The sequence below is a fragment of the uncultured Aquimarina sp. genome (assembly GCF_947492965.1).
Lineage (GTDB): Bacteria > Bacteroidota > Bacteroidia > Flavobacteriales > Flavobacteriaceae > Aquimarina.
Map to the genome: position 1 here is coordinate 288841 of NZ_CANLOZ010000004.1, position 20030 is coordinate 308870.

At 33.6% G+C, this 20030-nt stretch carries 19 protein-coding genes and 3 tRNA genes; 10 read left to right on the top strand and 12 right to left on the bottom strand.

Annotated elements, in window-relative coordinates; all coding sequences use genetic code 11:
- From Q1B37_RS12480 to Q1B37_RS12505, 6 genes are all read right to left on the bottom strand, one after another.
- Positions 1-897 (bottom strand): MerR family transcriptional regulator, encoded by an 897-nt coding sequence (locus Q1B37_RS12480; protein ID WP_299606904.1) that lies wholly within the window; start codon positions 895-897, stop codon positions 1-3.
- 335 nt (positions 898-1232) lie between these two features.
- The gene (locus tag Q1B37_RS12485; RefSeq protein WP_299899043.1) at positions 1233-2567 is read right to left on the bottom strand and encodes a peptidoglycan DD-metalloendopeptidase family protein; all 1335 of its coding nucleotides are present in this window, start codon (positions 2565-2567) and stop codon (positions 1233-1235) included.
- Complete coding sequence (locus Q1B37_RS12490) at positions 2560-2943, bottom strand: BlaI/MecI/CopY family transcriptional regulator (RefSeq protein ID WP_299606908.1); 384 nt, start codon at positions 2941-2943, stop codon at positions 2560-2562. The genes Q1B37_RS12485 and Q1B37_RS12490 overlap by 8 nt, the downstream gene beginning before the upstream one ends.
- 221 nt (positions 2944-3164) lie before the next feature.
- Positions 3165-3248 (bottom strand) — tRNA-Leu (locus Q1B37_RS12495).
- A 63-nt stretch (positions 3249-3311) separates the two neighbouring features.
- A tRNA-Lys gene (locus Q1B37_RS12500) sits at positions 3312-3384 on the bottom strand.
- A gap of 80 nt (positions 3385-3464) precedes the next feature.
- Positions 3465-3537: transfer RNA gene (locus Q1B37_RS12505), tRNA-Lys, on the bottom strand.
- A 132-nt stretch (positions 3538-3669) separates the two neighbouring features.
- On the opposite strand from Q1B37_RS12505, the gene Q1B37_RS12510 reads away from it, so the two are divergent.
- Positions 3670-4191 carry a shikimate kinase gene (locus Q1B37_RS12510; protein ID WP_299899045.1) on the top strand — a complete coding sequence of 174 codons (522 nt, stop codon included), beginning with the start codon at positions 3670-3672 and terminating at the stop codon, positions 4189-4191.
- Here the strand turns inward: Q1B37_RS12510 and Q1B37_RS12515 are convergent.
- Genes Q1B37_RS12515 through Q1B37_RS12525 form a run of 3 tightly spaced genes read right to left on the bottom strand, consistent with a single transcriptional unit; the run spans position 4183 to position 5675 of the window.
- Positions 4183-4683, bottom strand: coding sequence for a phosphoribosyltransferase family protein (locus Q1B37_RS12515; protein ID WP_299899047.1), 501 nt, complete (start codon positions 4681-4683; stop codon positions 4183-4185). The two genes, Q1B37_RS12510 and Q1B37_RS12515, sit on opposite strands and share 9 nt — an antisense overlap.
- A 27-nt stretch (positions 4684-4710) precedes the next feature.
- Entirely contained in the window at positions 4711-5289 is a 579-nt protein-coding gene (locus tag Q1B37_RS12520) for a methyltransferase domain-containing protein (protein WP_299899049.1), read from the bottom strand.
- Positions 5286-5675, bottom strand: a complete 390-nt coding sequence (locus Q1B37_RS12525) for a S4 domain-containing protein (protein WP_299606914.1) — start codon at positions 5673-5675, stop codon at positions 5286-5288. Before Q1B37_RS12525 ends, Q1B37_RS12520 begins: the two co-directional genes overlap by 4 nt.
- A gap of 90 nt (positions 5676-5765) precedes the next feature.
- Between Q1B37_RS12525 and Q1B37_RS12530 the strand changes: the two genes are divergently transcribed.
- Positions 5766-6965, top strand: a complete 1200-nt coding sequence (locus Q1B37_RS12530; RefSeq protein WP_299899051.1) for a hypothetical protein — start codon at positions 5766-5768, stop codon at positions 6963-6965.
- A gap of 54 nt (positions 6966-7019) precedes the next feature.
- On the opposite strand, the gene Q1B37_RS12535 is transcribed toward Q1B37_RS12530, so the two are convergent.
- The 3 genes from Q1B37_RS12535 to Q1B37_RS12545 all read right to left on the bottom strand — a co-directional run bounded on the left by Q1B37_RS12535 (position 7020) and on the right by Q1B37_RS12545 (position 9646).
- Positions 7020-7637 (bottom strand): porin family protein, encoded by a 618-nt coding sequence (locus tag Q1B37_RS12535; protein ID WP_299606919.1) that lies wholly within the window; start codon positions 7635-7637, stop codon positions 7020-7022.
- A gap of 167 nt (positions 7638-7804) precedes the next feature.
- On the bottom strand, positions 7805-8758 hold the full coding sequence (locus Q1B37_RS12540) for a transketolase C-terminal domain-containing protein (RefSeq protein WP_299899053.1): 954 nt from the start codon (positions 8756-8758) through the stop codon (positions 7805-7807).
- A 42-nt stretch (positions 8759-8800) separates the two neighbouring features.
- The gene (locus tag Q1B37_RS12545) at positions 8801-9646 is read right to left on the bottom strand and encodes a transketolase (protein ID WP_299606922.1); all 846 of its coding nucleotides are present in this window, start codon (positions 9644-9646) and stop codon (positions 8801-8803) included.
- A gap of 177 nt (positions 9647-9823) precedes the next feature.
- On the opposite strand from Q1B37_RS12545, the gene tgt reads away from it, so the two are divergent.
- The 8 genes from tgt to Q1B37_RS12585 all read left to right on the top strand — a co-directional run bounded on the left by tgt (position 9824) and on the right by Q1B37_RS12585 (position 19971).
- On the top strand, positions 9824-10954 hold the full coding sequence (gene tgt, locus Q1B37_RS12550) for a tRNA guanosine(34) transglycosylase Tgt (protein ID WP_299606923.1): 1131 nt from the start codon (positions 9824-9826) through the stop codon (positions 10952-10954).
- A 1-nt stretch (position 10955) separates the two neighbouring features.
- Positions 10956-12032: an LptF/LptG family permease gene (locus tag Q1B37_RS12555; protein WP_299606924.1), complete on the top strand. Its 1077-nt coding sequence runs from the start codon at positions 10956-10958 to the stop codon at positions 12030-12032.
- Positions 12019-12933 carry an EamA family transporter gene (locus Q1B37_RS12560; RefSeq protein ID WP_299899055.1) on the top strand — a complete coding sequence of 305 codons (915 nt, stop codon included), beginning with the start codon at positions 12019-12021 and terminating at the stop codon, positions 12931-12933. The genes Q1B37_RS12555 and Q1B37_RS12560 overlap by 14 nt, the downstream gene beginning before the upstream one ends.
- A 72-nt stretch (positions 12934-13005) precedes the next feature.
- Positions 13006-13959, top strand: coding sequence for an acetyl-CoA carboxylase carboxyltransferase subunit alpha (locus Q1B37_RS12565; RefSeq protein ID WP_299606927.1), 954 nt, complete (start codon positions 13006-13008; stop codon positions 13957-13959).
- Positions 13960-14127: 168 nt separating this feature from the next.
- A complete protein-coding gene (dnaB, locus tag Q1B37_RS12570; RefSeq protein WP_299606928.1) occupies positions 14128-15675 on the top strand; it encodes a replicative DNA helicase in 1548 nt (515 codons plus the stop codon).
- Position 15676: 1 nt separating this feature from the next.
- Positions 15677-16939, top strand: coding sequence for an asparagine synthetase B (locus Q1B37_RS12575; RefSeq protein ID WP_299899057.1), 1263 nt, complete (start codon positions 15677-15679; stop codon positions 16937-16939).
- A 161-nt stretch (positions 16940-17100) separates the two neighbouring features.
- Positions 17101-18888, top strand: coding sequence for a T9SS type A sorting domain-containing protein (locus Q1B37_RS12580; RefSeq protein ID WP_299899059.1), 1788 nt, complete (start codon positions 17101-17103; stop codon positions 18886-18888).
- A gap of 78 nt (positions 18889-18966) precedes the next feature.
- Positions 18967-19971, top strand: a complete 1005-nt coding sequence (locus Q1B37_RS12585) for a DKNYY domain-containing protein (RefSeq protein ID WP_299899061.1) — start codon at positions 18967-18969, stop codon at positions 19969-19971.
- Positions 19972-20030: the final 59 nt, after the last annotated feature.

Genomic DNA, 20030 nt, shown 5'->3' on the forward strand with positions numbered 1-20030 from the left:
TTATAATTCTTTAATTAAATCGTTTATGGATGAAAAATAACGATGGTTGGGAGCACTAGTTTTCGATATGTGCATGGTTTGTTTACCTAACATCCAAAATTCACTTTCTCTTTTTGTGCAAACCACTTCATTGAATTTTTTAACGTAGTCTTCAATTTTATCTTTCTCTGGTCTTACAGTAAAATATGAGAGAAATGTGGTGTTTTCGTGAAAAGTTAGCATATTAGGTAGACTATCTAAAGGAATACTTGGTCCCAAGTATATAGCTTTATATCCTTTAAGTAGAATTTCATAATTGATATACAATAAACCTAATTCATGAATTTCATTTTCTGGTAAAAACAATATAAATGCTTTATCAGTTTGAGTAGCTTTAGAATATTGTAATTTCTCAATATTGATAAGTAGTTTCTGTTTTATCAAATTAGTAATGAAATGCTCATGAGATGGACTGATAGTATTTGTTTGCCATAACAAACCTATTTCCGTCAATAACGGTATGAAAACATCTGTAAATATTTGACGGAAAGTTCTTTTCTCCGATAATTGTTCATACGTACCTAAAAACAGTTGTAAATCATAGTTAAGCATTGCTATTTTAAGAGAGTTGATAGCTTGATTTTTGGTACTAGTATCAGAAACTATGCGTCTCACATATTCATCAATCTCTTCATTATTTAATTTAGAAACTCGAGATATTTTATATCCGCTGTTTACTAAATATGTAACATTAAGAAGTTTCTGTAAGCTTTTTAAACTATATGTACGAATGTTAGTCTCAGTTCGGTCTGGAGATAATAAGTTGTATCTTTTTTCCCATATTCTTATGGTATGCGCTTTTACTCCGCATAAATTTTCCAGATCTTTAATACTAAAATTTTGCTTTATGTTGTTCACCTTTTCATCAAAATAGTTAAACAAATTTAAACAAAAATCTAGCTACTTTGTAAATTGTCCTTGTTAAATTATTAACGATTATTGTTAAAAAAAGATATGAAATGCATTATTCGCAATAGGTTACTGAAAAAAATATATCAGCAAAATTATTATTATTGAGGACTGTTTTTTAAAAAAAATAATGTCTAATTGTTTGTAAAACAGTTTTTTTTAAAGATTTAAGTATAATGGTCTTAATGATTATTTTGCAGGTTATAGATTCATAATTTTGTATTTAACCTTTTTTAAAATAAATCCGGCAAGAGTTTTTACTTTTGCCGGATCAACACTTTTAATTACTTTTCTATGTAATCCATTGGGTCTACATTTTTTCCGTGATGACGTACTTCGTAATGAAGATGAGGTCCTGTAGATAGTCCAGTGTTACCACTTTTTCCTATAATGTCTCCAATACGTACTTGCTGATTTTCCTTTACATCAAAACTATCTAGGTGTGCATACCAGGTTTCGAAACCGTCGGAATGTGAAATTACTATCAAATTACCCCAATTCCCTTCTTTCTTCGCAACTTTTACTGTTCCATTTGCTGTAGCCACAATGGGTGTTCCGATTTTTGCTCTAATGTCAATCCCTTTGTGGATCTTGTTTTTCTTCAGTTGTGGATGATCAAACTTTTTACCATAAACGGCCGTAATATGATCTTTGGATCCGTTTTTAACGGGAAAGATGGAAGGAGGTATTTCTACAATTATCTCTTCTGTGATAATTTGTTCTAATACATTCGTTGTGTCTAATTCTGGTTTTATAAAAGCTGTTAGCAGTATAAATAAAACAGGCGTAAGTAAAATGTATCGGATGATTTTTTTTGGATTGGAATTGGTTTTTGTGATCATGTCTATTCGTTTTTTGATTAATGAATGATTAAAATAACTGTGTAATTTTGAATTGCGTGTACTTCCTAAATTTTTGATTAATAATTCTAGGTATTCGGATTTTTTTACTTGATTACGTACCACATATTTGTCTGCCTGAAATTCGTGAACGGATTGTAATGTTTTTCTGAATACATAAGTAAAAGGGTTGAACCAAAATATGGCTAGATATAGTTCCGTAAGCATTAAATCCAATGTATGGTACAGCACGATATGAGCTTTTTCATGTTCAAGAACCGGTGTTTCGATAGTTTGAATTTGATCTTTAGGGATAAAAATCCATTTGAAACTGGAGAATATGTGTGAAGCGTTAGTAAGAATTATGGAGTAGTTTTTATGTAAAAGTGTTTTAGACTTTTGTTTTAGTTGAAATAGTTTAATTATGGATAATAATAATTTTAAGACACAAAAAACAGCTCCAAAGAGATATAAGGTAGTTAAGACCAATAGGATATTACTGTTTTGGAGCGTAAAAGTGTTTTTATTATAATTTTCTTCTAGGATAATATGTTCGAAAGACACATATTCTTCTAAATGCGGTATGATGATTGCTTCTGGAATCGTTTCAAAATGTATATGACTTAGTAAAGGAATACCTAACGATAACGGAATAATAGATAGCAGTATGATTCTATTAATATTATGGAATGTTAGCTTTCTAAAAAATAAGTGATAAGAAATATACAATACCGTAAAACAAAAACTTGACTGTATAAGATAGATGATAAGGCTAGTCATTTTGCTTTTTTAATAGTTCAATTTTGTCTTCTATCATTTGTTTCATTTCTTCTAATTCTGAAACATTTAGGTCCTCATCTTTTGTGAAAAACAAAGCAAATTTACTTACAGAACCACTAAAAAAATTCTTTACCACTCCCTTAAAGTGGCTTTTAAAATATTGCTCCTTACTTATGAGAGGATAATATTCTTTAATTCTTCCGTATACGTTAAAGCTGATGAATTTTTTAGTAACCAGAGTTCTTATTACGGTAGATATTGTGGTATAAGCTGGTTTTGGTTCTGGAAATTGTTCTACGATATCTTTTAGGAAAGCTTTTTCTAGTTTCCAAAGGTATTTCATAACCTGTTCTTCTGCTTTTGTTAAATCCTTCATAGAGCAAATATAACTATATTTTTAGTAACTAAACTATAAATTTAGTAATAAAACTACATTTATAGTAATATTTATGTTTAGGGTAGGTTATTGAAGTAATTTAAATTACTGTTTGGTATGAGTGTTCGGATTTAAATCAGTTGCGCTGATTTTTTTAGATAAAAAAGTTGGGATTGTAAATCAAGGGAGTATGTAAGTGTTCTATTTCGGAAGAAAAAAAGTGCCCAGAGCGGGAGTCGAACCCGCACGCCCTAATGGACACATGGCCCTCAACCATGCCTGTCTACCAATTCCAGCACCTGGGCATTATAGATCACAATATAGTGTAAAACTAAAAAAGTATCACAAGAGATTGCAATACTTTTTAGTGACCGGGCTGGGGCTCGAACCCAGGACCCTCTCCTTAAAAGGGAGATGCTCTACCAACTGAGCTACCCGGTCATTGATACGGTAATATCATTATTTTTTTAAGAACTTAAGATTAGAATTATTTGAAAAAAAAAATAATCTAATCTTTCTTGTGACCGGGCTGGGGCTCGAACCCAGGACCCTCTCCTTAAAAGGGAGATGCTCTACCAACTGAGCTACCCGGTCATTACATTCTTTTCCTGAATGCGGGTGCAAATATACTATCATTAATTTATTTTTCAAGAAGAATTTAATATAAATTTACATTTTATTTTAAATGCCCTTTTTTAAAGGCGTAAATAACCTAAAATTTTGTTCATGAATATTGTCTTACTAGGATATATGGGGTGCGGTAAATCATCTATTGCCAAAGCTTTAGCTGATCAATTAAAAATGAATAGTATTGATTTGGATGATTATATAGAGGATCAGGAAAATAAAACGATTACTCAGATTTTTGCAGATCATGGAGAGATTTATTTTAGAAAAAGAGAGCATCAGTATTTAAAAAAACTATTAGAAACGCACACAAATCATATTATTTCGCTTGGAGGAGGTACTCCTTGTTTTGCAGGTAATATGGAGCTTCTAAAAGGAAATAATCAGAATAAAAGTGTCTATTTGAGGACTTCGCTAGAAGAATTAGTAGATCGTTTATTTATAGAAAAAGAGAAGAGACCTTTAATAGCACATATAGCTACAAAAGAGGATCTAAAGGATTTTATTAGAAAACATCTGTTTGAACGCTCGTTTTATTATAATCAGGCAGCGCACATAGTTTCTACAGATGCGAAAACGGTTGATCAAATAGCAGAAGAGATAGAGTCAACATTATTCTAAAGTTGCTATATCATTGTCTCCAAAAGTAACATTAACGTGTTCATTCAATGATGTAGATAAAGAAATTCCTTTAAAGTCAGCTTTAATTGGATACTTTTTGTGGTTTCTATTTACCAAGACTGCTGTTTTAAATCTGGTTAGAGGAACATCTAAAAAATGTTTTACTCCATAGACCAAAGCTGTACCGGAATTAAGAACATCATCTGCCAGAACTAACGCTTTGTTTGTATATTCAGAAGGAGAAAGTGAAGTCTCTACCGTATTTTGAGGAGCTGATTTATCCATAGTAACCTTACATAATATTACCTGGATATCAGAGATTTCTTCCAACAAAGACTTTAATCGTTGTGCAAAAATATAGCCGTTCTCTGCTATCCCAGCAATTACAATTTCTTTTTCACTAACATTAGTCTCATAAATTTGATAAGCGATTCGCTTTATCTTATGCTGAATTTGTTCGTGAGTTAGGATAATATTGTTTTTGGTTTGCATAAGGATATATTCTATTGTTTTGCCTAATTAGACTTCAAATATAAAAAACAGTTCGCTACCCTTTCTAGGAAGAATAGAATTATAACAATTTTCTAGGGTTTTAATTTTGAATTGTGAAGAAAACAAAGAATCGTATTCTTGCTTGGTTCCGCCAAAAGGAGGACCAGATTGTTCAAAAACACGATTAAATAAAACTCCCACCAATTTCCCCTTGTTTTTTAGTAATGACCTCATTTTAGAAACGTACTCTCTTCTTTGTTTGGGCACTAACGCACAGAAAAATGTTTGTTCTATAATCAGATCGAATTTACCTTCAATCTCAAAAAAATCATTGTGTATGATATGTTTTTTAGGAAAGGTGGGATTGTTTCTTTGAAATTGATTTAATGTTTCTTTTACAAAATCTACGATATATACATTTTTGAAATCTTTGGAGTGCAAGTAAATGGCTTCATAGGCATTTCCACATCCTGGAATTAGTATTTTTAAATCTTTGTTTTTTAACTGGTCAGCATATGTTGCGATAGGAGTAGAGACGTAGCCTATATCCCATCCAGTCTGATTTTGTTCATATTTCTGAGTCCAAAAAGCTGCGTCTAATTTCATTCTTCGCTATCGTTATCTGATGGTCCTTCAAACCAATCATCAATATCTCTTCGATCTTTCTTAGTAGGTCTACCCATTCCCTTTTTGCGATAATAATCCTTAGAATAGTTTAAAAGGTCTAATTTTTGCAACGCTTCTTCTGGAGTAACGTCTTTACGGTATATGTCGACTAGTTTAGCACCTAGTCGGCTTTTTGGTGTGTCTAAAACGATAAGTTCATAATTTACTTGGTTCTTGCGAACAGTAATTTTATCTGTAGGATATATTTCTCTAGATGGTTTTATAAGATCTCCATTTACACGAACTTTTCCTTCTTTACAAGCTTTTGTAGCTATGCTACGTGTCTTATAATACCTGATACACCATAAATATTTATCAACTCGCATAAAAAATGATTAAAAAATGCGTTTATCTCTAATAATAGTTGAGCAAAAGTACAAGAAAATTGTATCTTGCGCCTTCAAAAAAGCAATCAGATGAGTATAAAAAGATATATTCTAGCCATAGGTGTTGTTATGGCAGCTTTATATGCATGTAATAATGACGATGATGATGGTATTATTGCAGTACCACCAAGGGATGAAGCAGAACAGGAAGCAGATGAAGCACCAATTATCGAAGATTATCTAAAAACCCACTTTTTTAGATTTGTAGATAATGAGTTCAACCCAGATTACCAGGTTATTCAGTTTGATACGATAGCAGGAGCGAATAGTGCTGAAACCTCCATATGGGATTCTGGACTGTTGCAAACCAAAACTGTCACTAGAAATGATGTTGATTATACATTGTATATCATGAGTCATAATGCTGGAAATGCTGAACAAAGACAGACTAGATTTGCGGATTCGACTTTTGTGACCTATCGAGGTGAGGTGTTTTACGACTATGAAGATGATGATGGAGATGGTATTCCAAATGATGGAGATGTAGATGCAGATGGAGATGGAGAACCAGACATGGTAGATGAAACCGAAACGAAGACAGATAGCGATGGAGATGGAATTGCAGACGATAGTGATGTTGATAATAATCCAGGTGAACCAGACTCTGATGGTGATGGTGTAATAGATGTCAATGATCCTGTGGATAATAACAATCCGAACAGAAGAGTTTTTGATAGTGCTGTAAATCCCTTATGGTTTGATCTAGTTTCAGTGGTTGATGGTTTTAGAGAGGCGATTACTGATTTTAAAGGTGCTTCTGGTTTTACAGAAAATAACGATGGAACAGTTAGTTATGGCATGGATTTCGGTAATTTTACGGTTATCATGCCCTCTGGGTTAGCATATTTTGCTGAACCTCAAAATGGAATACCGCAATACGCACCACTTATCTTTCATGTGCAGTTATACGGAAGTGTTGAAGCAGACCATGATAATGACGGTGTTCCTTCTTATTTAGAAGATTTGGATGGAGACAGATTGGTGTTTGATACGGATGATGATACAGATAGTAATGGGTTTCCTAACTATTTAGATCCAGATGACGACGGTGATGGTACTTTAACTATCGACGAAGATTTGGAGCCTGATACAGACTTAACTGTGGATAGAGATGGAGATGGAGATCCGACAAATGATATAGGAGATGGAGATCCAACGAATGATGATACTGATGGAGATGGAATTCCAAACTATCTAGATACAGATGATACAGCTTCAAGAGAAGATTAAATAAAAAAACTCCGGTACTAACCGGAGTTTTTTTATTCTTATTTCGTTTTTTAATTAAAGATCTAATGCCAAACTAAGTATAAATTGATTAGGTCTAGAGTCTACTCTAATGGTTTGCCCAGTATTTTCATCAATAGATTGCGCTTGATTTTCAGAAATACCTCTTTCGTATCTAAGATCAATATTAAGGCGTCTTATTTGTAAACCTACTCCAAATTGAACACCTACCGTAAATTCATTCTTAACATTGCTTAAACGAACATCTTCGAGGTTGTTATCTATGATATATTGCAAAGAAGGACCACCAAAAACATGTAATGGACCTAATAGATATACTCCTGCTAGAATGGGTAAATCTAATTTTTTTAGATCATAATCTAGTTCGCGATTGTTAAACGAATACGAGCTATTGTTTTGTGTATACTGTAGCTCTGGTTTTAGGTAAAAATTATCGGTAATATCGCCTCTTAGAAATACACCTATATGATAACCAACACGATCATCTGCGTTTTCGGAAAGTAAATTATCCCCAGCATTGGTAAGATCTGTGAATTCAATCTTACCGTTATCTCCGTAGTTGAGACCTGCTTTTACCCCAAAATTTAATCCTTTGTCCTGACCAATAATTGTAAATGAACTAAAAAGAATTAATAACACTAATACATTTTTCATTTTAAATGAGTTTTAAAAGATGAATAAATAACTAACTATTTTTTTGGTTGCGGTCAGTGTTTCTAGTATAACGAAAATAGAAACTTATTATTCTTAATAGTAATCAAAAAGCCTTCCATTTTTGATGGAAGGCTTTTTATTATGAATTATGGAAGAAAATATATTCTCTATTTTCTTTTAATTACTTTTTCAACTGCATTTACAATAGCTTCTGCATTTAATCCATACTTAGCCATTAGTTGATCAGGAGTACCACTTTCTCCAAAGGTGTCGTTAGTAGCAATAAACTCCTGAGGAACTGGATAATTCTGAGCTAGTACTCTAGAAACACTTTCTCCAAGTCCGCCAAGGTAGTTGTGCTCTTCTGCAGTTACAATACAACCTGTCTTTTTTACAGAATTTAATATCGCTTCGTCATCAAGAGGTTTAATGGTATGGATATTAATTACTTCCACACTGATTCCTTTGGCTTCAAGTGTTTCGGCTGCTAACAAAGATTCCCATACTAAATGACCAGTAGCAACTATCGTAACGTCACTACCTTCTTGTAAGTGTACTGCTTTTCCTATTTCAAATTTTTGATCTTCTGGAGTGAAATTAGCAACTTTTGGTCTTCCAAAACGTAAATATACAGGTCCTTCATATTCTGCAATCGCTATGGTAGCGGCTTTAGTTTGGTTATAATCACATGGATTAATTACTACCATTCCTGGTAGCATTTTCATTAAACCTATATCTTCCAAAATCTGATGTGTAGCACCATCTTCTCCAAGTGTCAATCCTGCGTGAGATGCACAGATTTTTACATTTTTTCCACTATAAGCAATAGATTGTCTTATTTGATCGTATACACGACCTGTAGAAAAATTAGCAAATGTACCTGTAAAAGGAATCTTTCCTCCTATAGTTAATCCAGCAGCAATTCCCATCATATTAGCCTCTGCAATTCCAATCTGAAAAAAACGATCCGGATTGTTAGCTATAAATGCATCCATTTTTAGAGAACCAATAAGATCTGCACACAATGCAACAACATTCTCATTTGTTTTTCCAAGTACTTCAAGCCCCGCTCCAAAACCTGATCGAGTGTCTTTTTTTCCTGTATCTATATATTTTTTCATGAATAGTTTTTTTGAGTGATTCAGTATAAAATCACTTATATCTTAATAGTCTCCTAAAGTTTCAGGATTTTGTGCTAAACCAATTTCTAATTGTTCATCATTCGGAGCTTTTCCATGCCAGGCATGTGTATGCATCATAAAATCAACACCATTACCCATCACAGTATGCATTAGTACGCAAACAGGTTTACCTTTGCCTGTTCTACTTTTTGCTTCTTTTAAGCCATCTACTACAGCTGTGATATTATTTCCTTCTTTAATTTCCATAACATCCCATCCAAAAGCCTCAAATTTAGCTTTAAGACTTCCTAAGGCTAATACATCATCAGTAGATCCATCAATTTGCTGACCATTTAAATCAATAGTAGAAACTAAATTGTCTACTTTTTTTCCAGCAGCATACATGGCAGCTTCCCAAATTTGACCTTCTTGTAATTCACCATCACCATGAAGACTATAGACAATGTGATCGTCATTGTTTAGTTTTTTTGCTTGTGCAGCACCTATAGCTACAGACATTCCTTGACCAAGAGATCCTGAAGCAATTCGGATACCTGGAAGTCCTTCGTGAGTAGTTGGATGTCCTTGAAGCCTACTGTCGATTAATCTAAAGGTGTTTAGCTCTTCTACTGGAAAATATCCACTGCGAGCTAATACACTGTAATAAACTGGTGAAATATGTCCGTTAGATAAGAAGAAAAGATCTTCTCCTATTCCATCCATATCGAAACCGTCTTTTCTGTCAAGAATTTCTTGGTAAAGAGCTACAAAGAATTCTGTACATCCCAAAGAACCACCTGGGTGCCCTGAGTTTACTTTGTGAACTTGTCGTAAAATGTCTCTACGTACCTGAGTCACAAAATCTTCTAATTGTTGTGTTTTTGGCATTGCTATGCTGATTAGCTTTATGATTAAGGCGCAAAAATACAGGTTTTGAGTACTGTAGCAAAATGTGGATGCAGCTTTTAATTAAGATCCTATTGTTAATAACGAAAACTTTTCGAAAATGAGACTTTATCAAAGTAGTTTTAGTTAGTTATCTTTGCGCTCTACGAAATAGAAATTATGCAATTCGACCTATTATCAACAGATCCACAAAGCAAAGCAAGAGCAGGAAAAGTAACAACAGATCACGGAGTAATTGAAACTCCAATTTTTATGCCTGTTGGTACCGTAGCTACAGTAAAAGGAGTGCATCAACGAGAATTGAAAAATGATATCAATCCAGATATTATATTAGGAAATACCTATCATTTATACTTAAGGCCGCAAACACCTATTCTAGAGAAAGCAGGTGGTCTGCATAAATTTATGAATTGGGATAGAAATATTCTTACAGATAGTGGAGGATATCAGGTGTATTCATTATCAGCGAATCGCAAAATTAAAGAAGAAGGGGTAAAGTTTAAATCACATATTGATGGTTCTTATCATGTTTTTACTCCCGAAAATGTTATGGAAATTCAACGAACCATAGGGGCAGATATCATAATGGCTTTTGATGAATGTACTCCATATCCTTGTGATTACAATTATGCAAAAAGAAGTATGCATATGACACACAGGTGGTTAGATCGATGTATGCAACATCTGGAAAAAGTTCCAGTTAAATATGGATATGATCAGACTTTTTTTCCTATCGTGCAAGGAAGTACTTATAAAGATCTAAGAAGACAGTCTGCCGAGTATATCGCTAATGCTGGAGCTGAAGGAAATGCAATTGGAGGTTTATCTGTTGGAGAGCCAGCGGAAGAAATGTATGCTATGACAGAAGTAGTAACAGAAATATTACCAGAGGATAAGCCTAGATATTTAATGGGAGTAGGTACTCCTATAAATATTTTAGAAAATATTGCACTAGGTATAGATATGTTTGATTGTGTAATGCCAACTCGAAACGGAAGAAATGGAATGTTGTTTACAGCGCATGGTACCATAAATATTAAGAATAAAAAGTGGGAAGATGATTTTTCTCCGATAGATGAAATGGGAATTACCTATGTAGATACAGAATATTCCAAAGCATATTTAAGACACCTATTCACGGTAAACGAAATGTTAGGAAGGCAAATTGCTACAATTCATAATTTAGGATTTTATTTATGGTTGGTTCGTGAGGCTAGAAAACATATCTTAGCTGGCGATTTTTATACATGGAAAAATATGATGGTAAAACAAATGGATAAAAGATTGTAGTTTGAAAATATTAGACTGGTACATACTTAAGAGATATTTAGGAACATTTTTTACAATGATCCTATTGTTCATTCCTATTGGTATTATTGTGGATCTTTCTGAGAAAATCGATAATATGTTGGAGCATAAGGTGCCATTCGCTGCGGTGGTTTCTTATTATCTTGATTTTACTGTTTACTTCGCTAACCTTTTATTTCCTTTATTCGTTTTTTTATCAGTAATCTGGTTTACTTCCAAACTGGCTAACAAAACAGAAATTATTGCTTTTTTAAGTTCTGGAGTATCATTTTGGAGATTTCTTAGACCATATATGATTGGAGCAATTCTCATTTGTTTAGGAGCATTAGCGATGGGACTTTTTTTAGCACCAAAAGCTAGTCAGGGATTTAACGAATTCAAATACTCTTATTTAAAGAAAGGTAAAAAAGTTCAGGAAACCCGAAATGTATATCGACAGTTAAATGACAGTATATTTTTGTATGCTAATGACTTTAAACCTCTTAAGAAAAAAGCGACCAATTTTACTTTAGAATATTTTGATGGTAATAAATTAGTCACAAAAATTTCTGCAAGAACCATTACTTACATCGAGAAAGATAGTATATATGAATTGAGAGATTTTGTGAAACGAACTATTCTTGAGAACGAAGACATTATCGAAAAGGCAAGAAAAAAAGATACTGTGTTACCTTTTAATATTGATGAATTTACACCAGTAACTTATGTGGCAGAAACGCTTAACTATATGGAGTTAAGTAAGTTTATTGAAAAAGAGACTAAAAGAGGTTCTTCGGATATCAATAGATATAAAGTAGTGGCCTATAAAAGATGGAGTATTCCTGTTTCGGCATTTATATTAACTGTCATTGGGGTAGCAGTTTCTTCTATGAAAAGAAGAGGAGGAATGGGAATAAATTTAGCGGTAGGAATTTCATTAGCTTTTGTTTTTATCTTTTTTGATAAAGTTCTTGGAACCTTGGCAAATCAATCGGATTTTCCACCTCTAGTAGCAGTGTGGTTTCCAAACGTTTCTTTCGGAATATTAGCAATCTATTTATTGTATAATGCCAAACGCTAAACTTCAAAATTATTTACATTTTCATTTTATTGTTTTCGTCTGGGGATTTACCGCAATACTGGGCGAACTAATTACCATTGAGGCTTTACCGCTGGTTTGGTATAGAATGTTAATGGCTTCAGGTTTTATTTATCTATTTATTCTTTTCAGGAAAGTTTCACTTAAGATATCAAAAAAACTCTTTATGGTTTTAGGTATTGCAGGTGTTATTATTGCATTACATTGGATCACATTTTTTGCAGCCATAAAAGCATCTAATGTTTCCATTACACTGGCAGTATTATCTACTGGTGCCTTTTTTACCTCAATTTTAGAACCAATATTTTATAAGAGAAAGTTGATCTGGTATGAAGTGGTTTTTGGATTGATGGTGATTTGCGGATTGTACATCATATTTAATGTAGAAGGAGATTATGTCCTTGGAATTATGTATGCAATCTGTTCTGCATTCTTATCGTCAGTATTTTCATTAATTAATGGAAAAATAGCGCAGCAATATTCACCATCCATGATCTCGTTTTATGAATTGTTAAGTGGTGTTGGATTTATAACGATCTATCTTTTTGCTATTTCTTTTTTGGGAACGGAAGGAGAAGGATTTTCTAGATCATTCTTTCAACTATCTACTTCAGATTGGATATATCTTATCATATTAGCTTCTGTATGTACTGCATATGCCTTTATTGGTTCGGTGCAAGTAATGAAGTATTTAAGTCCATATACTGTTATGTTAACCATTAATTTGGAGCCTGTCTATGGTATTGTACTAGCGTATCTAATTTTTGGTGATGCAGAAAAAATGAATCCAGAATTTTACTACGGAGCACTAATAATTTTGGGGACTGTGGTGCTAAATGGAATTTTTAAGAATCTAAAAAAAATAAAAATACAAAAGTCTTAATACTAGTTTAGGAAGTATTGTTTTATATTTGTCTGCTAACCCTAGTTAAAAAAAACAAAATATATTCTTGATATGGAATATTTAGAATTTGAACTCCCCATAAAAGAACTCGAAGAACAATTTCAAAAAGCCTGTGCTATTGGAGAAGAAAGTGATGTTGATGTTACCGATACGTGCAAGCAAATTGAGAAGAAGTTAAATGAGACTAAAAAGGAAATTTACAAGAATCTTACTGCTTGGCAAAGAGTACAGTTATCGAGACATCCTTCTAGGCCTTATACCTTAGATTATATCAATGCGATATGCGGTGATTCCTTCTTGGAATTACATGGTGATCGAACTGTAAAGGATGACAAAGCAATGATTGGTGGTTTAGGTAAAATTGGCGATCAAAGTTTTATGTTCATTGGTCAACAAAAAGGTTTTAATACTAAAACCAGACAATATAGAAATTTTGGTATGGCAAATCCTGAAGGGTACAGAAAGGCTTTGCGTTTGATGAAAAGTGCAGAGAAATTTGGTATTCCTGTGGTAAGCTTCATTGATACTCCAGGTGCATATCCTGGTTTAGAAGCAGAAGAAAGAGGCCAAGGAGAAGCAATTGCAAGAAATATCTTGGAAATGACACGTCTCAAAGTTCCTATTATTGTTATAATTATTGGCGAAGGTGCTAGTGGAGGAGCTTTAGGAATTGGAGTAGGAGACAAAGTATTGATGCTAGAAAATTCTTGGTATTCTGTTATTTCTCCAGAGAACTGTTCTTCTATATTGTGGAGAAGCTGGGAACAAAAAGAAATTGCAGCAGAAGCCTTAAAATTAACTGCTAAGGATAGTGTAAAACTGAAAGTGGTTGATGAAATAGTTAGAGAGCCTCTTGGAGGAGCTCATAGCAATAGAGAAGAAACTTTTAAAGCAGTACGCGATAAAATAATATCATCTTTAGAGGAGATGAAAAACTTATCACCAGAAGAATTGGTAGAAAAGCGTATGGATAAATATGCTAATATGGGAGTCTTTAAAGGCTAACCCCTATTAAATCACTTGACAAAAAAATCTGAAGTTTTTGACTTCGGATTTTTTTGTGCTTATTAACAATATAATTAAGTTATTAACAGTTCAATTGTTGATGACTGGTGGACATTCATTACCTTTGTAAAAGGTCCATCTCTTTACAATTTTTTTACATTCGTGGTTATGGAAAAAGTACAGCAAACTCAGCAATCTAATTACGGTCGGGGGAACGTTATATCGCTGGAAAAAGGAAAAATACCTCCTCAAGCAGTTGATTTAGAAGAAGTTGTGCTTGGAGCGATGATGATTGATAAGAAGGGAGTTGATGAAATTATCGATATCCTAAATCCAGAAGTATTCTATAAAGAATCGCATAAATACATTTTTGAAGCAGTCTTTAAACTATTCGAAAATTCTGAACCAATCGACTTATTAACGGTTTCGAGTCAATTAAAGAAGGATGGAAAATTAGAATTAGCAGGAGGGGAATTTTATCTTATTCAACTCACTCAAAAGGTAGCCTCTTCGGCACATATCGAGTTTCATGCTCGTATAATTTTGCAAAAATATATTCAAAGAAGTTTGATTAAAATATCAAATGAAATAATCGAAGAGTCTTATGATGAGACTACAGATGTTTTTGATCTTTTGGATATGGCAGAATCCAGATTATATGAAGTTACCCAAGGGAATATCAAAAGATCTACAGAAAGTGCTCAGAGTTTGGTAATTCAGGCTAAGAAAAAAATTCAAGAGATTTCTAATAAAGAGGGAATGAGTGGTGTTCCTTCTGGTTTCGATAAGCTAGATAAACTTACTTCTGGATGGCAACCGAGTGATTTAATTATCGTTGCTGCACGTCCTGGTATGGGTAAAACAGCGTTAACCTTATCGATGGCACGTAATATGGCAGTCGGAGCTAATACTCCAGTAGCATTCTTTTCTTTGGAGATGTCATCTGTACAGCTTATAACACGTTTGATCTCTTCGGAAACTGGACTTTCTTCAGAAAAACTTAGAACTGGTAAGTTAGAAAAGCATGAATGGGAACAGTTAAATGTAAAAGTAAAAGACTTAGAAAAAGCACCACTTTTTATTGATGATACACCATCACTTTCGATTTTTGATTTAAGGGCAAAGGCAAGACGATTGTCTTCTCAGCATGGTATTAAAATGATCATCATCGATTACTTACAGTTAATGACAGCTGGTGGGAGTGGAAAAAACGGTAACCGTGAACAGGAAATCTCTACCATTTCTCGAAACCTGAAAGCTTTGGCAAAAGAATTGAATATTCCTGTGATTGCACTTTCGCAGTTATCTCGTGCTGTTGAAACCCGTGGAGGGAGTAAACGACCGCTTTTAAGTGACTTGAGGGAATCTGGAGCAATTGAGCAGGATGCTGATATTGTTGCCTTTATATTTAGACCAGAATATTATAAAATCGATGAGTGGGATGATGAAGAAAGATCACCTACACAAGGACAAGGAGAGTTCATTGTAGCAAAACACCGTAATGGTGGTTTAGAAAATATTAGGTTAAAATTCATTGGTCACTTAGGTAAATTTGATAACTTAGATGATTTTAGTACTCCTTTTGAGTTCCATTCTAAAATGAATGACGGTAAAGAAGAAGATGATCCTTTTAGTACAAGTCATCTTCCAAGCGCCGACGAAGCTTTTGGGAGTAGCATAAATGATTCTAATGATGATGACGATGTACCTTTCTAAAATGAATTGTAAGCTTTTAGTTTACAGTTCTTTATTCTTTTTTGCTTTTCAATCATATGCTTCTTATGTATTGATTCCTATGGATGCTGAAAGTCAGCAAAATCACCTAAAGGCCTATGGTATTACTTATTGGACTCTTAGTAAAGATTTAAAAGTAAAATGGTTACTTAATTACAGAGGCGGTTCTTTTTTATTACCCGATACAGAAGATATCAAAAAAGAATGTACCATAAGAGGAGTATCTTATGAAGTATTAAGTAATACAAAAACAGAAGAGATTTTAGAAGAAATCAGCAGCCCTTCCAAGAATATGGAAGCTGTAGTCTTAGAAAAAGCACCTAAGATTGCTGTATATTCTCCAAAAGGAAATCAACCTTGGGATGATGCGGTAACTATGGTATTGACTTTTGCTGAAATTCCGTATGAAACGGTCTATGATAAAGAAGTTTTAGAAGATAACCTGATCTTATATGATTGGTTACATTTACATCATGAAGACTTTACAGGTCAGTATGGTAAATTTTATGCTACCTATAGAGCACATCCTTGGTATATTAAAGAAAAGGCTGCCGCAGAGAAGTTAGCAGCAGATTTAGGCTATGATAAGGTTTCAGAAGAAAAGTTAGCGGTTGCATTAAAAATAAGAGATTACGTTGTTGGTGGTGGATTTATGTTTGCAATGTGCAGTGCTACGGATAGTTTTGAAATAGCTATCGCAGCAGAAGGGGTTGATATTTGCGAACCCATGTTTGATGGAGATCCTAGCGAGCCAGGGTATCAAGCAAAAATTGATTTTTCTAAAACTTTTGCTTTTAGAGATTTTACTCTAGAAAGAAGTCCAAATGTATATGAGTTTTCCTCTATAGATATGACTAGGAAAAGACGTATTCCTAAGCGAACAGATTATTTCACATTAATGGATTTTTCAGCAAAATGGGATCCTATACCTACAATGCTTTGTCAAAATCATACAGCGTTAGTAAAAGGTTTTATGGGACAAACTACCGCTTATGATCCTACAGAAATAAAATCGAATGTGCTTATTCTCGGAGAAAATAAAACAAATAATGAGGCCAGATATATCCATGGAATCAAGGGGAAAGGATTTTTTACGTTCTACGGTGGACATGATCCAGAGGATTACCAACATAGAGTGGGTGATCCGAAAACGGAATTAGAATTACATCCTAACTCTCCTGGATATCGTTTGATTCTTAATAATGTGCTCTTTCCAGCAGCTAAGAAAAAGAAACAGAAAACCTGATTTTTATTTTTTCTAAACATTGTACTGACTTTTTTCGTTATTACATTTTCACTGAATACAGTGTATGACGACCTATGTAGTGTTATTAGTTTTATCCCTGTAATGTACAGTATTGTATTGTCTGTACATGTTTTTTACAGGAGAATAAAAGAATTAACACAATGAAAAAAAGATTATTTTCAAATTATATTCTAGGAATTACATTAGTAATCAACAGTTTTATAACTCAGGTAGTAGCACAAACCCAAGTGGGGCAAGATGTAGATGGAGAAGCAGCTAGCGATACTTCTGGTAGATCAGTTTCATTGAGTTCTAATGGAAATATATTAGCGGTTGGAGCAACAGATAATGACGGTAATGGTTCTAATTCGGGTCAGGTGCGTGTTTTCGAAAATGTAAATGATGTATGGACACAAATAGGAGATGATATTGATGGAGAGGAAGCAGGTTTCAAATCAGGAAGATCCATAAGTTTAAGTGGCGATGGAACTAGAGTTGCTATTGGAGGATCAAATTCTGGTCAAGTTAGAGTATTTAAGCGGAGTAGTAATACTTGGATACAGTTAGGGCAAGATATCGATGAGGAAGCAGGTGATGAAACTATTAGAAATGTCAAGTTTAGTCAAGATGGTACCACATTGGTTGTTGGAGCATGGACAGATGTAGTAAATACAGTAAATGCAGGTAGAGCAAGAGTCTATAGATTGGATAATACCAATAATTGGGTGCAATTAGGTGCAGATATTTATGGAGAATCCGAAGGCGATGCTGCTGGTTCTATTAGTATTAATGGAGATGGAACCATCATTGCTATTGGAGCGCAAGGGAATGACGGCAATGGTAATCGTGCTGGACATGCTAGAGTGTTTCAATGGACAAACAATACTAATTGGGTACAACTTGGGCAAGATCTTGATGGAGAAGAGCCTGGAGATGCTTTTGGAAATAAACTAGCTTTGAATGCTTCAGGAACAATTATAGCTATGGGAGCCGAATTTCATGACGCGTCTGGAAATCCTGGAGATTACTACGGTCAGGTAAGAGTTTTTGAATGGGATGGAAATGGTAGTTGGGTACAGAAAGGTTCAGAAATTATAGGTGATCGATATAGCCAATCTGGACATTCTCTGACTATTAATGCCGAAGGAAATATTTTAGCTATTGGAGCACCTTCTGATAATAATGGAGCAGGCAGTGGTGCTGGATATGTTAGATTATACAAATGGGATGATGAAGATACCCAATGGAGAAGAATTGGTTCAGAAATCAGAGGTGAAAGAGCATTGGATGGAGCAGGTTCTTCGGTAGCTTTAAATTCTGATGGAAGTCTTGTTGCAGTAGGAGCGACAGGGAATGATGATAATGGCAATAGATCAGGAAATACTAGAGTGTTTTCAGTGGATGTTATTTCGCCTTTAGGATATAGTGTTAGTATTGATCAAAGTTTAATTGAGCCGTCAAATGAAACTAACGTAAGCTTTACTTTTATGAATGCCGAAATAGGAACTTCTTATATGTATAGTTTTAGTAGTTCAGGTGATGGAAATATTGATACTATCAATGGTTCCGGAACTATTTCTCAAAGTAATGAAACAGTTTCAGGTATCGATTTGAGCAGTTTATTGGAGGGAACTATCACTCTGCGTGTACGTTTGATTGATCCTACAGGGAATCGAGGAACTTACGTTACTAGTACGGTATTAAAGGATGATCTGCTTAGTATCCAGGAATTTGATACATTGAGAATTGCAGTCTATCCTAATCCCACCAATGGGGAAATAGTTGTAAATACTAAAGTGAACCATATTGATGTATATAATCTTCTTGGTCAAAAAGTTTTTGAAACAGAACAGAACCGTTTTGATATTTCTTTTCTAGAATCTGGAGTATATGTTATCAAAATAGCAACAGATCTGGGAAGTCTGGAGGAAAAAATAAGTAGACGTTAGTTTTTAAGAGTAATTTATTTTAGTAATTTAATAGAAGAAAAATGAACTTAAAATAGTGCTTTTTAGAATTTTAACTTTATGGTAAAAAAAGTAATCATGATAATTGCGGTTGTATTTGTTACAATAGGAGCGCTCTGTATTTATGGAGTATATCGTTTTTTTAATCCTTTTGGTAAAGAGGTAAACAAAGAATTGTCTGATTCTTATTACTACACTAGAGATAACGAAGGAATTATTTATAGCCCTATGGGTAATTGGTTCGAGCTTGGAAAAGATGAAATGCAGGTAGATATGGCTTCATTTCAAGTGCTGGGAAGAGATTATGCTAAAGATAAAAATCACGCATATTTTAAATCAAGAGCAATTAATAATGATATAGATCTTGCATCTTTTCGAGTGCAATTAGGGTATACCCCTATGGATAAAGATCATGTATATATTTTAAACGATAATTACTATCATATCGGACAAGAAGATAAAAAAGCACTGAAGATCTTGGAAGGCGCAGATGCAAATACGTTTACTCAGATAAGTTTTGATTTTGCAAAGGATAAAAATTTTGTATATCAAAATTATACAAAAAAAGATTCTTTGGATGTTACATCATTTCAGGAGATCAATAGTCATTTTTGCAAAGATTATAATGGAGTGTATTATTATTCTTATGGCGATCCATTACGAAAGATTGAAGAAGCGAATATTAATGAAATCGTTTCTTTAACGAATTATTATATCCGAGATAATAGAAACGTATATTTTTATGTAGGGTATAAGGATACAGGAAGGTTTGATCAAGTGGTGTCAATTCCTTTTAAAGATCCCGAAAGTATTGCTTTTTTTGAAGATGTAGAACTTATTAAAATAGATACAAATGTTTATTACCGAGGAGATGTAATTGACAATGCAGATGTAACTACTTTCGAGGAGGTAAAGCATGGGTATACAAAAGATAAGAATTATGTTTTTTTTCTTGGAAAGATTATGGAAGGAGCCGATGCAAAAACATTTAAATATAATTCGAGAACGTATACTTTTTCTGATAAGAATCATACATATGAAATGGGTAAGATTTTAAAAAAGTAGAAATAACACGGATGATTATTGTAAGGTTGATTTTAAAAACCGACTACAACTTCTTAAAT

Excerpts from the sequence above, each read along its gene's own strand:
- Q1B37_RS12530 (WP_299899051.1), top strand. The coding sequence starts at position 5,766 with ATGAGTATAAAAAGATATATTCTAGCCATAGGTGTTGTTATGGCAGCT.
- Q1B37_RS12485 (WP_299899043.1), bottom strand. The coding sequence starts at position 2,567 with ATGACTAGCCTTATCATCTATCTTATACAGTCAAGTTTTTGTTTTACG.
- tgt (WP_299606923.1), top strand. The coding sequence starts at position 9,824 with ATGCAATTCGACCTATTATCAACAGATCCACAAAGCAAAGCAAGAGCA.
- Q1B37_RS12520 (WP_299899049.1), bottom strand. The coding sequence starts at position 5,289 with ATGAAATTAGACGCAGCTTTTTGGACTCAGAAATATGAACAAAATCAG.
- Q1B37_RS12515 (WP_299899047.1), bottom strand. The coding sequence starts at position 4,683 with ATGCAAACCAAAAACAATATTATCCTAACTCACGAACAAATTCAGCAT.
- Q1B37_RS12540 (WP_299899053.1), bottom strand. The coding sequence starts at position 8,758 with ATGAAAAAATATATAGATACAGGAAAAAAAGACACTCGATCAGGTTTT.
- Q1B37_RS12585 (WP_299899061.1), top strand. The coding sequence starts at position 18,967 with ATGGTAAAAAAAGTAATCATGATAATTGCGGTTGTATTTGTTACAATA.
- dnaB (WP_299606928.1), top strand. The coding sequence starts at position 14,128 with ATGGAAAAAGTACAGCAAACTCAGCAATCTAATTACGGTCGGGGGAAC.
- Q1B37_RS12580 (WP_299899059.1), top strand. The coding sequence starts at position 17,101 with ATGAAAAAAAGATTATTTTCAAATTATATTCTAGGAATTACATTAGTA.
- Q1B37_RS12510 (WP_299899045.1), top strand. The coding sequence starts at position 3,670 with ATGAATATTGTCTTACTAGGATATATGGGGTGCGGTAAATCATCTATT.
- Q1B37_RS12575 (WP_299899057.1), top strand. The coding sequence starts at position 15,677 with ATGAATTGTAAGCTTTTAGTTTACAGTTCTTTATTCTTTTTTGCTTTT.
- Q1B37_RS12525 (WP_299606914.1), bottom strand. The coding sequence starts at position 5,675 with ATGCGAGTTGATAAATATTTATGGTGTATCAGGTATTATAAGACACGT.
- Q1B37_RS12565 (WP_299606927.1), top strand. The coding sequence starts at position 13,006 with ATGGAATATTTAGAATTTGAACTCCCCATAAAAGAACTCGAAGAACAA.
- Q1B37_RS12545 (WP_299606922.1), bottom strand. The coding sequence starts at position 9,646 with ATGCCAAAAACACAACAATTAGAAGATTTTGTGACTCAGGTACGTAGA.
- Q1B37_RS12535 (WP_299606919.1), bottom strand. The coding sequence starts at position 7,637 with ATGAAAAATGTATTAGTGTTATTAATTCTTTTTAGTTCATTTACAATT.
- Q1B37_RS12560 (WP_299899055.1), top strand. The coding sequence starts at position 12,019 with ATGCCAAACGCTAAACTTCAAAATTATTTACATTTTCATTTTATTGTT.
- Q1B37_RS12490 (WP_299606908.1), bottom strand. The coding sequence starts at position 2,943 with ATGAAGGATTTAACAAAAGCAGAAGAACAGGTTATGAAATACCTTTGG.